This is a genomic window from Frigoribacterium sp. UYMn621, from assembly GCF_040549525.1.
In the GTDB taxonomy this organism is placed as follows: Bacteria; Actinomycetota; Actinomycetes; order Actinomycetales; family Microbacteriaceae; genus Lacisediminihabitans.
In genome coordinates, this window is sequence record NZ_JBEPTM010000001.1 from 639318 (window position 1) to 654937 (window position 15620).

Annotated in this window: 14 protein-coding genes; 8 read left to right on the plus strand and 6 right to left on the minus strand. The window is 61.1% G+C overall.

Annotation, left to right across the window (positions count from 1 at the left end; translation table 11 throughout):
- Genes rfbD through ABIB54_RS03390 form a run of 4 tightly spaced genes read right to left on the minus strand, consistent with a single transcriptional unit; the run spans position 1 to position 3295 of the window.
- Positions 1-858, minus strand: coding sequence for a dTDP-4-dehydrorhamnose reductase (rfbD, locus tag ABIB54_RS03375; protein WP_354574100.1), 858 nt, complete (start codon positions 856-858; stop codon positions 1-3).
- A complete protein-coding gene (rfbB, locus tag ABIB54_RS03380) occupies positions 855-1838 on the minus strand; it encodes a dTDP-glucose 4,6-dehydratase (protein ID WP_354574101.1) in 984 nt (327 codons plus the stop codon). Before rfbB ends, rfbD begins: the two co-directional genes overlap by 4 nt.
- Positions 1839-1873: 35 nt before the next feature.
- A complete protein-coding gene (locus ABIB54_RS03385; RefSeq protein ID WP_354574102.1) occupies positions 1874-2776 on the minus strand; it encodes a glycosyltransferase family 2 protein in 903 nt (300 codons plus the stop codon).
- A 27-nt stretch (positions 2777-2803) separates the two neighbouring features.
- Positions 2804-3295, minus strand: coding sequence for a GtrA family protein (locus ABIB54_RS03390; RefSeq protein ID WP_354574103.1), 492 nt, complete (start codon positions 3293-3295; stop codon positions 2804-2806).
- 162 nt (positions 3296-3457) lie between these two features.
- On the opposite strand from ABIB54_RS03390, the gene ABIB54_RS03395 reads away from it, so the two are divergent.
- Together ABIB54_RS03395 and ABIB54_RS03400 are read left to right on the plus strand one after the other, a co-directional pair.
- The gene (locus ABIB54_RS03395; protein ID WP_354574104.1) at positions 3458-4402 is read left to right on the plus strand and encodes a glycosyltransferase family 2 protein; all 945 of its coding nucleotides are present in this window, start codon (positions 3458-3460) and stop codon (positions 4400-4402) included.
- Between the two features lie 96 nt (positions 4403-4498).
- The gene (locus ABIB54_RS03400; RefSeq protein ID WP_354574105.1) at positions 4499-6304 is read left to right on the plus strand and encodes a thiamine pyrophosphate-binding protein; all 1806 of its coding nucleotides are present in this window, start codon (positions 4499-4501) and stop codon (positions 6302-6304) included.
- Here the strand turns inward: ABIB54_RS03400 and ABIB54_RS03405 are convergent.
- Both ABIB54_RS03405 and ABIB54_RS03410 read right to left on the minus strand, forming a co-directional pair.
- Complete coding sequence (locus ABIB54_RS03405) at positions 6288-7250, minus strand: NAD-dependent epimerase/dehydratase family protein (protein ID WP_354574106.1); 963 nt, start codon at positions 7248-7250, stop codon at positions 6288-6290. The genes ABIB54_RS03400 and ABIB54_RS03405 overlap by 17 nt on opposite strands.
- A 9-nt stretch (positions 7251-7259) precedes the next feature.
- The gene (locus ABIB54_RS03410; RefSeq protein ID WP_354574107.1) at positions 7260-8777 is read right to left on the minus strand and encodes a hypothetical protein; all 1518 of its coding nucleotides are present in this window, start codon (positions 8775-8777) and stop codon (positions 7260-7262) included.
- A gap of 233 nt (positions 8778-9010) precedes the next feature.
- Here ABIB54_RS03410 and ABIB54_RS03415 point away from each other — a divergent pair, with 233 nt between their 5' ends.
- The 6 genes from ABIB54_RS03415 (at position 9011) to ABIB54_RS03440 (ending at position 15619) form a co-directional block, all read left to right on the plus strand.
- Entirely contained in the window at positions 9011-9847 is an 837-nt protein-coding gene (locus tag ABIB54_RS03415) for an ABC transporter permease (protein WP_354574108.1), read from the plus strand.
- A complete protein-coding gene (locus ABIB54_RS03420; RefSeq protein ID WP_354574109.1) occupies positions 9844-10581 on the plus strand; it encodes an ABC transporter ATP-binding protein in 738 nt (245 codons plus the stop codon). Before ABIB54_RS03415 ends, ABIB54_RS03420 begins: the two co-directional genes overlap by 4 nt.
- Before the next feature lie 94 nt (positions 10582-10675).
- Positions 10676-11284, plus strand: coding sequence for a dTDP-4-dehydrorhamnose 3,5-epimerase family protein (locus tag ABIB54_RS03425; protein ID WP_354574110.1), 609 nt, complete (start codon positions 10676-10678; stop codon positions 11282-11284).
- Positions 11284-12147: a glucose-1-phosphate thymidylyltransferase RfbA gene (gene rfbA, locus ABIB54_RS03430; protein ID WP_354574111.1), complete on the plus strand. Its 864-nt coding sequence runs from the start codon at positions 11284-11286 to the stop codon at positions 12145-12147. Before ABIB54_RS03425 ends, rfbA begins: the two co-directional genes overlap by 1 nt.
- 185 nt (positions 12148-12332) lie before the next feature.
- Positions 12333-14957, plus strand: coding sequence for a hypothetical protein (locus tag ABIB54_RS03435; protein ID WP_354574112.1), 2625 nt, complete (start codon positions 12333-12335; stop codon positions 14955-14957).
- On the plus strand, positions 14954-15619 hold the full coding sequence (locus ABIB54_RS03440; RefSeq protein ID WP_354574113.1) for an LGFP repeat-containing protein: 666 nt from the start codon (positions 14954-14956) through the stop codon (positions 15617-15619). The genes ABIB54_RS03435 and ABIB54_RS03440 overlap by 4 nt, the downstream gene beginning before the upstream one ends.
- The last annotated feature ends 1 nt before the right edge of the window (position 15620 follow it).

Genomic DNA, 15620 nt, shown 5'->3' on the forward strand with positions numbered 1-15620 from the left:
TCAACGAGCGAGATCCAGAGCTCCGGCGGAAAAAGCCGCAGAAAGAGCGGCCTTCCAATTCCTCATAGGCGAGAGGCCTGCGGCCGCCCAGCCATCATGCCCGAGCACCGAGTAGTCCGGACGTGGCGCCGGGCGCACGAACTCCGAGCTCGTGGTCTTCGTCACCCGCTCCGGATCGAGTCCGACGACCCGGAAGATCTCGCGGGTGAAGTCGTACCAGCTCGCTTCGCCGGAATTGGTGGCGTGATAGATGCCCGGAGCGGCATCCGCGTCGAGCAGTTCCACGATCTGGCGGGCGAGATCGCCGGTCCAGGTGGGCTGTCCCAGTTGGTCGGTCACGACGCTCACAGTCTCGTGGCTTGCCGCGAGTCGCAGCATGGTCTTGGTGAAGTTGGGGCCCCCGGCGCCGTAGAGCCACGCGGTGCGCACAATGTAGGAGCCGTTGCGGTACGCCGATAGCACTCGCTGTTCACCCGCGGCCTTGGTGCGACCATATGCCGAGATCGGGTGCAGCGGTGCGGATTCCCCGTAGGGGGACTTCGCCGTGCCATCGAAAACGTAGTCGGTGGACAGCTGCACAAGCCGTGCACTTGTTTGCGATGCCGCGATTGCAAGATTCTCGGCCCCCGTCGCGTTGATCTCGAAGGCTTCGTCTTCGTGCTCTTCCGCGTCATCGACCTTGGTGTAGGCAGCAGCGTTGATGACCACGTCATGACCATCGACCGCATCGCGAACGGCATCGAAATCGGTGATGTCGAGGTCCGCCCTTCTGAGCGCCGTGATCTCCCGGCCGGACAGGGCTTGCTGTAGATCCTGGCCAACCATGCCGGCCGCTCCGGTAATGAGGTATCGAGTCACAGCGCCGCACGCTCCTTGAGGGGCTCCCACCAGGCGCGGTTTTCGCGGTACCACTGCACCACATCCGCGAGTCCCTGCTCGAACGGCACCTGCGGCGCGTACCCGAGTTCGGTCTGGATCTTGCTGATGTCGACGCTGTAGCGCAGGTCGTGGCCGAGGCGATCGGTGACCCGGTCGACGTACGACCAGTCCTTGCCCGTGGCATCCAGAAGCAGCTGCGTCAGCTCCTTGTTGGTGAGCTCGGTGCCGCCGCCGATGTTGTAGATCTCGCCCGCGCGGCCGCCGACGAGCACCATCGCGATTCCGCGGCAGTGGTCGTCTACATGCAGCCAGTCGCGGATGTTGTTGCCCTCGCCATAGAGCGGAACGTGCTTGTCGTCGATGAGGTTCGTGACGAACAGCGGGATGACCTTCTCGGGGAAGTGATACGGGCCGTAGTTGTTCGAGCAGCGCGTGATCGACAGGTTGAGGCCGTGCGTGCGGAAGTAGCTGCGGGCCAGCAGGTCGCTTCCGGCCTTCGATGCAGAGTAGGGGGAATTAGGCTCGAGCGGCCGTGACTCGTCCCACGAGCCTTCGGCGATGGATCCGTAGACCTCATCGGTCGATACATGCACGAATCTCTGGAGATCGGCGCGCAGGGCCGCATCGAGCAACCGCTGGGTGCCGAGCACATTGGTCTCAACGAAAATGCCGGAGTCGCGCACTGACCTGTCGACGTGGGATTCCGCGGCGAAATGCACGACGGCATCCACGGTCGGAAGCAAGGTGTCGAGAAGTTCGGAGTCGCGGATGTCCCCGTGCACGAACTCATAGCGCGGGGAGCCTGCGATCGGGGCGAGGTTCTCGAGATTTCCAGAGTAGGTGAGCGCGTCGAGCACGATTACCTCGGCGCCTTCGAGACCGGCATAGGCGTCTTGCAGGGTGCGTCGAACGAAGTTCGAGCCGATGAAACCGGCGCCGCCGGTGACGAGGATTTTCATGGGGAGGATGCCTCCTTGGCACGGTCGTGACGATTCTAGTGATGGCCGGATCGACGTTTCAGCACAGCCGAGCGTATGGAGAGCCCGATTCCGAGCACAAAGCGCACCGGCCATAGGAGCGGACCGCTGTACTTCTTGCCGAGAAACCGCAGCGCACTTTCGTGATGCACCGCGATCATCCGAGCGGACTCGGAGGGCGACTCAGTGGAGTGAGCGCCGGAGTGCTCGACCACGGCTGCGGGCTCGTAGACGTTTCGGAACCCTGATTTTCCGAGGCGATAGCCGAGGTCGACGTCTTCGAAGTACATGAAGAACATCTCATCGAATCCACCGAGGCTCTCGAAGGCGCTCCGTCTCACGAGCACGCAGGCACCGGAAAGCCACCCGGCGTCACGACGGATTGCTTCGTACTGGGAGTCTTTGCGGTAGGCCTTCGTCCACGGATTTCCGAGCCAAACGTTGGCGAAAAGGGCGTGTCCAATTCCATTTCGCAGCGACGGGATCGAACGCGCCGATGGGTACACCTCGTTTTTCGTCACGATCGCTGGCCCGACAGCAGCGATTGTCGGGTTGGAGTCTCCCGTCGTGAGGAGGAAGTCGATGCTGCCGGCCCCGAGCACAAGGTCAGGATTGCTGACCAGGATCCACTCCACCGTCGGCGGGAGGTTCTTCACGGCGGCATTGATAGCGCCGCCATAACCAGGGTTGCCAGCGAGGGGCAGGTACTCCGCTCCGTTCGCCACGGCCAGGTCGCGAACACCGTCCGCGCCTTCCGGCTTGTTGTCTGCGATAACGACGGCGACCGGACTCGCGCTCGCAGCGGGAACACTCGCCAAGAAGCCATCAAGCACACCTGATGAGCCGTAACTGACGGTGATGACCGCGACGCGGCTCACCGGGAGTCCGGTGTCGTGAGCTGGCGATTCAGGGGCAGGCATAGCGACACCAATCCTACTTCGGTGGGGCTACAGGACATCGTGGGCTTCGCCAGTGCTCTTCTGCCTTCGGAACGAGAAAAATTTGTGCCCGATGTAGCTGACTACGGTGGTCACGATCACGATTAGCGCCTGGGCGAGCAGTGGATTTAGTCCGCCTAGCTCGACGAGCAGCGGAAGGGCGATGGTGTTGATCACCAGCGAGACGCTATTCACGCTTGCGAACTTAAAGAATTCGACAACTATGTTGCGTCGCCCGGCAATCCTGAACGTGAACCTACGGTGGCTGAGAAACGCGACCATCGTGCCCAGGAAGGTGGCGACATACAGACTCAGCAGGTAGCTGGTGTGTCTGCCTACAGTGAGCTGGACTAGTACGAAGATGCCGTAGCCGACCACGGTATTGAACCCGCCGACGACTAGGAATCGCACACGCTCGTCCCGAAGGAGCCTTCGAACGAATCGAATCGGCCCCCGTGGCCGCCCGTCGGCTGCCGCGTCAGCCGGGGTGTTATCGCTCATGGCCAGACTCCGCGGTGCTCATCGAGTGATTAATTTCCCCGTGCGACGGTAGCACCCCATCCTAAGGATCCGCCCGGCCCGTGCCCGGTCATGGCATCGCCACGGACGCGTCAGTGACCGACGAGGCGACCGATAGTCTTGGGCGGTGGATGTGCGCGAGCGATGACCAGACAGAAGATTTCGATCATTACCCCCTGCTACAACGAAGAGGGAAACGTCGCCGCCTGTGCGGCCGAGGTCGCGCGGGTGATGGAGATCGAGCTTGGCGAGTTCGATTACGAACATATCTTTTGCGACAACGCGAGCACGGATGGCACTCTGTCCGCTCTCCGGGAATTGGCCGCCGCTGATCCCCACGTGAAGGTGATAGTCAATTCGCGAAATGTCGGACCGTTCCGCAGCATGGCGAACGGCCTGAAGAGTGTCACCGGCGACATCATCGTCCCGATGATCCCCGCTGACCTCCAAGACCCTCCGTCGGCCATCCCCGGGATGATCGCGCTCCTGACCCCCGCTGTCGAGGTTGTCTATGGCATCCGCGCAAACCGTCGGGAGAGCATCCTGATGCGTGCTGCCCGCAATTCCTACTATCTAGCGCTTCGGTCGAGCGGGGGAGCGACCCCGCCTCCACACGCGGGTGAATTCATGGTCGCTCGTCGTGAGGTGATCGACGCGATTTCCGAGGTCGGCGGGAGCTACCCCTACATTCGCGGTCTTGTGGCGCAGACCAACCCACGCTTCGAGACCTACACCTACGAATGGGCCCGACGTGATGTCGGCAAGTCGAAGAACTCGATTCCCGATCTCATCGACCAGGCGCTCAACGGAATCGTCACGACAGCGCGAACTCCCATCAGGTGGGCTCTGTTTCTTGGGCTCGTCTTCGCCTTTGTCGGGGTGGTGATAGGCATCGTCAACCTGTTGATTTTCCTCGTAGGCGGCTCGTCGGCCGCTCCAGGAATCCCGACGCTCATCGTGGCGACTTTTCTGTTTGGTGGGGTCAATCTTTTTTTCCTCGGGCTCATCGGTGAGTACATCCTGAGCATTCATTCGAGCGTGAGACCGGAACCGCCGATGTTCGAACGCGAGCGAATTAACTTCGATTAGCTGGAAGCCGTTGGATACTTGTCGAGAGACACTGGTATCTGACCTCTCCAACCGACTACGGGACCGCGGGTCGACTCCCTGGAAGAACTGGTGAAAATGAACGCGCACGTATGGGCCTCGCATAAGACCGGCTCCGATCTGATCGCAGACTTCATTGCAGCGCGCTGTCACGAGAATGTCTTCGTGGTCAATGGCGGTGCGTGCGTCTTCATGATCGACGCGCTCGGACGCAACAGCGCGACCGACTACGTCTGTGTACAGCACGAGCAGGCCGCGGCGATGTCCGCTGACGCCATCTGGCGCACTACAGGCAAGATCGGCGTAACGATGGTCACCAGCGGCCCGGGCGCGACAAACCTCATCACCGGTATCGCGTCGTCGTGGTTCGACTCGATTCCGGCGCTTCACATAACCGGGCAGGTCAACGACCGGGAGAGCAAGACGACTATCGGTGCGGATGTGCGCCAGGCCGGATTCCAGGAGACCGACATCGTGTCCATGGTTTCCACGATCACCAAGATGGCCGTGAAGGTCTCAACGACAGCCGAGCTCGCGGTGGCGCTGCGTGACGCCGTCGCGATCGCCACTTCGGGACGGATGGGCCCTGTCGTAGTGGACGTCCCGATGAACGTGCAGCAGGACCCCGTGTCGGAGCAGGATTACCTGAATGCCCTCTCCGACGTCGACGTCCAGCCATTACTCGGGGCGATCGACGCCCGGGAGATCGGGCTTCAGATCGAGAGCTTTCTCGAGAACGCCCAGCGCCCGCTCGTCATCATGGGTGGAGGGTTGGGCCTTGCGGGAACAGCGAAGATCGCCCAGGACTGGTGTGAGGCGCACGGCATCCCTTACATTGCGAGTTGGGCCGGACTCACCTATCTCGACCGTTCACGCCCGGGCTACCAAGGGTCACAGGGCGTCTACGGCTCGCGCCATGCGAACTGGAGCGTGCAGGGTGCCGACAGGATCCTTTCCCTCGGCAGCCGGCTCGACAACCGGCAACGAACAGGGAACCCTCGTGCTTACGCGCCGTTCGCCGACATCTTTGTCGTCGACGTCGACGAGGAAGAGATACGTAAGTTCCACGCGAACCCGCGCTATACCGGACGCGCATTCGACCTGACCGATTTGGCGCCCGTGCTCGGAAGTGTTTCGTTCGAGTACGACTCCCAGCCATGGCTCGAGCTCGTGCAGGCCGATAAGGAGTCCAACTCTTCCGGTTGGGAAGCATCCGTCGAGCCAGGGGAGTTGAACCCCTACGACGCCGTCCAGGAGTTCCAGAAGTACCTGCCGAAGGGAGCAATAGTCGTCTCGGATACCGGCGCCAATCTCTGTTGGCTCTTTCAGGCCTATGCTCCAGACGATTCTTACCTGTTCACTTCCGGCGGTAACTCGCCTATGGGTTACAGCCTTCCCGCGGCAATCGGCGCTCAGATCGCCCGACCTGAAACGCCAGTCGTATGCGTTATCGGCGATGGCGGACTCCAGATGAACATCCAGGAGCTTCAGACCGCGGTCAACTATGAGCTTCCGATCACCATTGTGGTGTTCAACAACTCCGGATACGGAATCATCAAGCAATTCCAGGATTCGAACACGAGCAGTCGTTATCACGCGAGCGGCGAGGGCTATTCGACCCCCGACCTCAGGAAGATCGCGGCGGCGTATGAAATTCCGTTCAGCCGCGTGTCCGCTGTCCAGGACATCGAGTCGGGAATGTTCGAGCGTGGACTCAAGTTGGTCGAGTTCGTCGTCCCGCCGCAGGCCCTCATCACGCCGAAGGTCGAGGGTGGGCACTTCATCCACGACCAGTTCCCGTATGTGAGCCGTTCCGGCCAGCAGCCGCTTCCCTTCGACTACCCCGCGAGCCCCAGTGACCTTGCGGTCAGTTCTGCTCTCTAGCGCCTGCCGGGCGCGGTAGTTGGAGGCTGGCGAAATACGGATCGGTGACTCCGTGTCCTGTGAGCCAGTCCGCAGTGGTTGACAGCCCGTGTGCCTGAGAAACCTCGGGCGTCCAGCCGAGCGCTAGAAGTCGCAGCGTGGCGGGTTCCAGATGGGCGATCTCGCTGGGATCTGCGGGCGCCGGGGCGAACAAGAGCCGGCCGCCACTGTCGAAATTGCTGGCGAATTGCTCGACTATCTCCCTGAGCGGCGGGGCGATCGGGTGGCCGACGTTCACGATGCCACCCGCTTGAGCAGCGGTCGCCAATGTCGCGAGCGCGGCCCCGGCGTCAGACGCATAGAGGTAGCTCCAGCGCTGCTGCCCCGAGGACAGGGCGACGTCCACGTTCGAGCCGAGGCTCCCCGCGATGCTGGCGAGCAGCATCCCCGCGTTGTCCATTGGCCCATACACCGAGAACACCCGCGCCCACACCCACGCGAGTCCGAGTAATTCGCACTGGTTTCGCAACTGCAGCATCGCCGCGACCTTCGCCTCGCCGTATGTCGTCTCCGGATTCGTGGGCGACTCTTCGTCGGAGCGGTTCGTGCGCGCTCCGTACTCGGCCTGGCTACCTAACCCGACGACTCGACGCACGCCCGCTTCAGCTGCCGCCTCGACCAGCAATCGATGACGCTCGAGGTTGCTCCACTGGATCTCGTCGTTTCGGGTGGAGGATGCGACGCCTTCCCAGTCGAGGAGCATGACGATCTCGAAGCGCCCGCGTTCAACGATCGACGGCCACTCCTCGCTGGCTTGGGAGATGAGAGTGAGGGCCGGCAACCCGCCTACGCGCCAGAGGTCGGTTGTCGGGCGCACTACGCCGACGACGTCATGACCTGCCGCCAGCAGCGCCCGCACAGTCCATGCACCGAGGAATCCGCCGGCGCCGAATACAGCTACGCGCACGAGTATCGGCTATGTCGCGGAGACGCGTTCATCGGTGTCTTCCGAGCGCTCAGCCACCGGAAGGCCCGTCGGCAAATTGGAGCTGCGCCTCGCGATAAAGCGACCCCAAAGCCTTCGCTCGCGCGGAATGGCGTACAAAGCGACTACGAGGATGGACATCGCCTGCAGGGGCACGACGTAGCGGGTTTCAAAATGGGTGAGCCAAACCACAGCGATGTTCGCTCCGAGGATGAAGAAGATCATGAGCGGTCCCGCCGCCCGCCGTTTGATACTGTCTCTCAAGAGAATCGCTAACGCTCCAATGAAGGCGATGAGGGTCAATATTCCGAAACCGATGTTGTCGAACCGACCAACGGACCCACCCGGGATAGTGAGCCAGGTCTGCACTGTGTAGACCGTTCGATTGCCAACGAATGGAAGAGGGTTCGTGAGAGCCGCCTTGAACGATTCCTTTTCGAAGAACCCGAAGGTGTTCGGCGCGATCCCAGCGAAGGGGAATTCTCGGGCTGACTCTTGTTTATTCAGAGCGGCGCATTTCAGGGGCTCGAGGTGGCACGGCCAGTTTCCGCCGCCCGTGACGATGAATCCTCCACCGATGTTCGTCAGACGCTTGTCGGTCATCCACTCCTGAGCCCACTGGTAGTCGCTTTGTGACCAAGAGAAACTCCCGGGATGAAGTACACGCTCCCCGTAGATCGTCCATGGCGCGCACAAGATGATGAAGGTGAGACCGAGCGCGCCCCACTCGATGAGACCGCGACGCGATTCCGGAGAGGCTGCTTTCCGGGATTGGTTCCGGAGGCGGACGCGGTTGACGATGTAGCGCACGCCGACCACAACCACCAGCCCGATGAGAGCAGCCGGAACCGCGTTTAACCACATGATGCGGAGGTACGCGAGCGCTGCGAGCGCGATACCCAACAGGATGAACAACCAGACGCGAGGTTTGCGTGGCGCGGTCTGGCTTGCCCAGAGAACGCCGAGCGCCACCAGAGTGCCGAGCGCCGTAGCGAGTCCGTCACTGCCCAGTACGCCAGCGTGGATCGTCCAACCAGTGAAGATGGGGCTGGCGACCCAGAAGATCGCAAACACCGCGAAGCTAATGTAACCGCGGCGGGGGATGAAGATGAGCGCGGAGAAGGTGAGCACAAGCGACCAGAGCGCGCACAGCAAAAGAACCATCGGGATGACCGGTGATGCTCCGTTGCCCAGCTTGACCAAAACGGCCAACAGGTACGGCATCCCGGGTGGCCACAGGTTGAGCACCCAGATGTGCGCCTGCGACATCACCCCGTCTTGAAGATCGACGGCAGCGTTCAGGTAGCTGCCTGCATCGGTGCCGCCGAGCACCGGGGATAATTTCGAGATTGGCACGGTGGCCGAGAGGCCGAAGAACTTGGTTTTCGTCCATTCCGGAAGCGCAATCCAGACTTCGATAATGAAGGAGAGGACAAGAACACTGACGCCCAGGATCGCGCGTTTCCACCACGACATCGTGACTTCATGGCCCAACCCGGTGATCGACAATTGGTTTCCTTCGAAAATGGCGAAGTCTTTCGGAGAATTCGCGGGGTCTGCATGCCGGTCCTGAGAATTCGGCTCTCCGACTCACGGTACCCGATGTATCGTCGGCAGGCCGAACGGAGCCGTCCTGTCCTCGCGCGCAGCGGCTGGCTCTGCCGGGATTGCCGACCGTTTAGGCTAGATTGTTCGAGAATTAGCGCGCCTTACGTCTTCAGCGCGCTCAACTAAGAGGATGTATGAAATACCTGCAGGAAGTCTGGGGCTCCCGAGAGCTGCTCCTCAACCTGACCTCCCGAGAGGTACGCGGCAAGTACAAGCGCACGATTTTCGGGCAGCTCTGGTCGCTGGCGAACCCGCTCGCGCTCATGCTCATCTACAGCCTGGTGTTCGGTGTGCTCTTCAAGAGCAACCCTCTTCCCGGGGATCCGAGCGGGCTCGACGTCTTCGCGCTGTGGCTTCTCTGCGGACTTCTTCCCTGGACTTTCTTCTCGGCAGTTGTCAGTACCGCCGCGTCATCTCTCGTCGGCAATGCCAACCTCATCCAGAAGGTGTCGTTCAGCCGGATTGTGCTTCCGCTGTCAACAGTCGGTTCGTCAGCGTACAACTGGGGATTCGAGATGGTCGTCCTTCTTGTGGCGGTGTCGATTGCAGGTGGCTTCGTTCTCCCGTGGATCCCCCTTCTTCTCATAGTGATGGTGCTGCTCGCCGTGTTCGCCGCTGGCGTTGGCCTGATCTTTTCCATCGCGAACGTGTACTTTCGCGATACCCAATACCTTCTCGGAATCGTGCTTCAACTCTGGATCTATCTCACCCCGATCATCTATCCGATCCAGCTCGTGGAGGCGGCATCCCACACCCACGGCGGACTGTTGGGAACTCCCGTGACGATTCTCGGTCTCTACGACCTCAACCCGATGGTCCACTTCGTGGCACTGTTTCGTGAGCTGATTTATGACAACCGTTGGCCGGACGGCGTCGAATGGCTCATTTGCGTGTGCTGGGCCCTCGCGGCGCTCGTGATCGGAATGATCGTTTTCCGAAAGAACGAGCGAAACCTGGCGGAGGCGCTGTGACGCCGGCTGCGGTGCGGGTCGACCATGTCACTAAGTCGTTCCGCCTGTATCACGAGCGAAACCAGAGCCTCAAGTCTGCGGTGATGCGCGGACGACGTTCAGTGCACGATGACTTCCTCGCGCTCGACGACGTGAGCTTCGATGTGCCAACCGGATCGACCTTCGGTCTCATCGGCAGCAACGGTTCGGGGAAGTCGACACTCTTGAAGTGTCTGGCGAACATCTATCACCCGAATGCCGGCAGCATCACGCACTTCGGCAAGATCGCGGCGATGCTCGAGGTGGGCTCGGGCTTCCACCATGAACTCTCCGGCCGGGAGAACATCTTTCTCAACGGATCGATCCTCGGGATGTCCAGAAAAGAAGTCACTCGCAAGTTCGATGAGATCGTGGACTTCTCCGGAGTCGAGCAGTTTATCGATCAGCCGGTGAAGAACTACTCATCCGGTATGTATGTGCGCCTCGGTTTCGCGATCGCTATCAACGTGGAGCCGGACATCCTCGTTGTGGACGAGGTCCTCGCCGTCGGCGACGCGGAGTTCCAAGAGAAGTGCTTCCACAAGTTCGAAGACTTCAAGAGAGACGGCAAGACCGTCATCCTCGTCAGCCACTCGATGGATACCGTCAAGCAGATGTGCGATCATGCCGCGTGGCTCAGTCATGGAAAACTGATTTCTGCCGGCGCGGCAGTCCCGACGATCAACGCCTACCTTCACTCCCTCTCCGCAGGCTAGCCGGAAAGTTCTTCGGAGATTCGCGCCCACAATCCCCAAACCGCTCTCTCGCCTGCTCATCTGCCCCGACGTGTGTCCCGGATAGGATCTACCCGTGCAACTTCGCCAGCTCTCGATCCCTGACGCTTACGAACTGACCCCGACAAAGCGGGAAGACGATCGCGGTGTCTTTCTCGAGTGGTACCGGTTCGACGATCTCGAGGCTGCTATCGGGCACCCGTTCACACTCCGCCAGGCGAACCTGTCCGTGTCCAAACGCGGCGTCGTTCGCGGAATTCACTACGCCGACATTCCGCCGAGCCAAGCCAAGTACGTCACAGTCACCCACGGTGCGGTACTCGATTATGTAATCGACATCAGGGTCGGATCACCCGCGTTCGGCAAGTGGGAAGCTGTGCGCCTCGACACGGAGACGCACCGAGCCGTCTACCTCAGCGAAGGACTCGGCCACGCTTTTGTCGCTCTCACGGATGAAGCAACAGTGGCCTACCTCGTCTCGGACGTCTACAACCCCGGTATCGAGCACGGCATCAACCCGCTCGATTCGGAAATCGGTCTCGTCTTCCCTGCGGAGGCCGGGGAGTTGCTGTTTTCCGAGAAAGACCGAGAAGCGCCGTCCCTTGCAGAGGCTCTCGCGATCGAGGCACTTCCGAGGTGGAACGAAGCGGTCGATTACTACCAGTCGCTAGTGGAAGGAAGCTGATGCGCGGAATCATTCTGGCGGGTGGCTCCGGCTCCCGCCTGTGGCCGATAACCAAGGGCATCTCGAAGCAGCTGATGCCGATCTATGACAAACCGATGATTTACTATCCGCTTTCGACGCTTATGAGCGCTGGTATCCGCGAGATCCTGATCATCACGACACCCTCGGATCAGGCACAGTTCCAACGGCTGCTGGGTGACGGCAGCGCGTGGGGGATCGAACTCTCGTATGCGGTGCAGCCCTCGCCAGATGGACTCGCGCAGGCCTTTGTCATCGGCGAAGAATTCATCGGTGAAGAAAAGGTCGCTCTCGTTCTCGGCGACAACATCTTCCATGGTGCCGGACTCGGATCCAACCTCAGGACGCACGCCGACGTCGAAGGAGCACTGATCTTCGCCTACCAGGTGGCAAACCCCCGCGCCTATGGCGTCGTGGAGTTCGATGCGGACGGCAAGGCGATATCGATCGAAGAGAAGCCGGAAAACCCCAAGAGTCGCTACGCCGTTCCGGGCCTGTATTTCTACGACAACTCAGTGGTTGAAGTCGCCAAGGCCATCAAACCGTCCGCACGTGGCGAAGTCGAGATCTCCGCCGTCAATGACCACTACCTGGCAAACAAGTCGCTCCAGGTGCGCGTGCTTGACCGGGGCACGGCATGGCTCGATACCGGAACCTTCGAATCGATGATCCAGGCGACCGAGTTCGTGCGGGTCGTTGAGGATCGCCAAGGCTACAAGATTGGATGCGTTGAAGAGATTGCCTGGCGCGCCGGTTGGCTCTCAGACGATCAGCTCGCCGAGCTTGCCACACCCTTGGAGAAGAGCGGGTACGGGGTCTATCTCGCGGGACTTCTCGACGCATAGGGGCGAATGTCTTGTGGCAGCCTATTGTCGAGGTGGAATTCCTACTCGTTCGCGGAAACGTGACGCGCCTCATTCCCGGCGTGACGGTGTCGGATCTCGTCAAAGTACCTGAAAACGCATATTCTTAAGCTCGCGAGCACCCGTATGTCGGGCTGCGCTACGCCGAATCATGGGTGGATGAGTCGATGGGAACTCGATCTTGGGGACGTTCGCGTCCGGTATCGCTAGTCATTGGGTGTTTCCTCGCCCTGACCATCGCCACGTCCGCGGTTGTATTCAATTCCCCAGAACCGGCGGCGGCACTCTCCGGCACCGACTTCCACGCGGGTCGAATCATTGATGATTCGAAATTTTATGACGGCAACGCGATGTCGGAGAGCCAAATTCAAAGCTTCCTGTCCGGGATGGGAAGTGGGCTCGCGTCGATGAATTTCGCGGTCGCCAGCCGTGGACTTTCGGTCTCCGACTCGACAGGGAACCTACGTTGCAACGCTTTCCAAGGCGGTACCCTCGCGGCATCGACGATCATATTCCGAGCGCAGGTCGCTTGTAACTTGAGCGCGAAGGTCATCCTGGTAACGCTCCAGAAAGAACAGGGGCTGATTACGAAGGCGGCACCATCGCAGGCAGCGCTCGACCGAGCGATGGGGATGGCCTGTCCCGACACCGCTCCCTGCGCGGTCGACACGTTGGGGTTCGGCAATCAGATTTATGCAGGTAGTCGGCAGCTTGTAACTTATAAGGCCAGTCGATTTGGAGTTCAGCCCGGAGTGCGCAATGTGCTGTGGAACCCGAATGCGGGCTGTGGCAGCGGCTCAGTGAACATTCAGAACTACGCAACGGCGGCCCTCTATAACTACACTCCCTACCAACCGAACCCTGCCGCGCTCGCCAACGTCACCGGCCTCGGCGACGGATGTTCGTCATACGGAAATCGCAATTTCTGGGTCTATTACAGCACCTGGTTCGGGCCAACTACGACAGCGGCAGCGGCCGGACAGGAGCAAATCGCCGCCTTCTATGCAGCCCAGGGGGGAGCGGCAGGCGCTCTGGGCGCCTCCACCAGCACGGTCCAAGCCGCGAGCACGTTCGGCGGCGGTCTGTTTCAAACCTTCGCCAACGGATCGATCTATTGGACTTCCAGCTACGGGACGTATTCCGTCACGGGATCTGTTCTCACGGCATATAACAACATCGGTGCCTTCAATGGATCCTTGGGGTGGCCTACCACTGGCACTGTTGCCGAGAGTGCGCAAGGAATCAGCGGCGTCGTACAGTCGTTCCAGTTCGGAACGATCTATTCGTCGAGCACAACCGGTGCTCGGGCGATCATCGGCCCTCTTTCGGAGCTATTTGAATCGACTGGCGGCCCGCCCGGAACGCTCGGGTGGCCGACAACCCCCGGATACTACGACTCTGCCAACGGCTCGGGAACACAACAACAGTTTCAGAAGGGGACAATATTCTGGTCGGCCTCTGGCGGCGCGCACGCGCTCTATGCCCCGATGCTGACCTCGTATCAGAGTTTGGGAGGCCAGCAGGGTGCGCTTGGATGGCCAATCAGTGACGAGTACGCGGTCACCGCAAACGATGGTGGGAAGGCCCAGGGGTTTCAGAACGGCTCTCTTTACTGGAGTCCTTCGGCAGGCGGATTTGCAGTGTCCGGCGCGATTCGGGACAAGTACTGGTCCGTTCTCGGCGAGGGCGGATTCTTAGGATTCCCGATCTCAGCTCAGACTTGCGCCTCAGGAACCTGCACTCAGGTGTTCAAGAACGGCACCATTGTTTGGACAGCCTCAGGAGGGGCGCAGGTAATTCAGCCTCCCTCGCCTGAAATCCAGACCGTCTACTCGAGTCTTGGGGGAGCGTCAGGCTCTCTTGGGCCCATCATCAGTCCGGTTTTCGTCGAGTCGGTGAATGGTGGGGGTAAGGCGCAGGGGTTCCAGAACGGGTCGATTTATTGGTCGGCAGCGTCCGGCGGGTGGGCCGTTTCCGGCGCAATCCGTGACGCGTATTGGTCGGTGTTGGGCGAGGGGGGAGCTCTCGGATGGCCAACGGGTGCCGCGGTGCCGTCCTCGGCCAACGGTGGCGGTAGCGTCCAGACTTTCCAGGGAGGGTCGATCTATTCGTCCGGATCGGGTGGAGCGCGAGTGATGATGTCTGGTGCCATCCTGACGGCATACGGCGTTGCTGGGGGGCCGGCTGGTGCGTTGGGTTGGCCGATTAGTGGCCCGTATCAGCTCACAGTCAATGGTGGGGGAAAGTCGCAGGGGTTCCAGAACGGGTCGATATACCAGTCGAGCCTCGGGGCTTTCGCAGTGTCCGGCGTGTTCCGCTCCGTGTACTGGTCGGTGCTGGGCGAGGGGGGGCCGTTGGGCTGGCCGACCGCGGCGCCGACCTGTGCGGGGGGACAGTGCACCCAGACGTTCCAGAACGCGAACATCATCTCGACCGGTGCGTCGACCGCGCGTGTCGCGTCGACATCTCCGGAGATCGATGCCGTCCATCAGAGTCTCGGTGGAGCAAGTGGTTCACTTGGCCAGATCGGAAGTCCGGTTTTCGTCGAGTCGGTGAATGGTGGGGGCAAGGCGCAGGGGTTCCAGAACGGGTCGATTTATTGGTCGGCAGCGTCCGGCGGGTGGGCTGTTTCCGGCGCAATCCGTGACGCGTATTGGTCGGTGTTGGGCGAGGGGGGAGCTCTCGGATGGCCAACGGGTGCCGCGGTGCCGTCCTCGGCTAACGGCGGCGGGAGTGTCCAGACTTTCCAGGGGGGGCGATCTATTCGTCCGCATCGGGTGGTGCGCGAGTGATGCTGCCCGGCCCCATCCTGACGGCTTACGGCGTCGCTGGGGGGCCGGCGGGTGCGTTGGGTTGGCCGATTAGTGGGCCCTACCAGCTCACGGTCAATGGTGGTGGAAAGTCGCAGGGGTTCCAGAACGGGTCGATATATCAGTCCAGCCTCGGGGCTTTCGCGGTGTCCGGTGTGTTCCGGTCCGTGTATTGGTCGGTGCTGGGTGAGGGGGGATCGTTGGGCTGGCCGACGGCGGCGCCGACGTGCGCGGCGGGACAGTGCACTCAGACGTTCCAGAATGCCAACATCATCTCGACCGGTGCAGCGACCGCGCGTGTCGCGTCCACGTCTCCGGAGATCGATGCTGTCCATCAGAGTCTCGGTGGAGCAAGCGGTTCACTAGGCCAGATCGGAAGTCCGGTTTTCGTCGAGTCGGTGAATGGTGGCGGTAAAGCGCAGGGTTTCCAGAATGGGTCGATTTATTGGTCGGCAGCTTCGGGGGGATGGGCTGTTTCCGGCGCGATTCGTGACGCGTACTGGTCGGTGTTGGGCGAGGGCGGAATTCTCGGATGGCCAACCGGAGCAGCGGTCTGCACTTCTCCAGCGGCCAGTTGCGTCCAAGCCTTTCAGCATGGGGCGATCTCATGGTCGGCCAGCGGTGGAGCAGTGGTAACCCACTAGG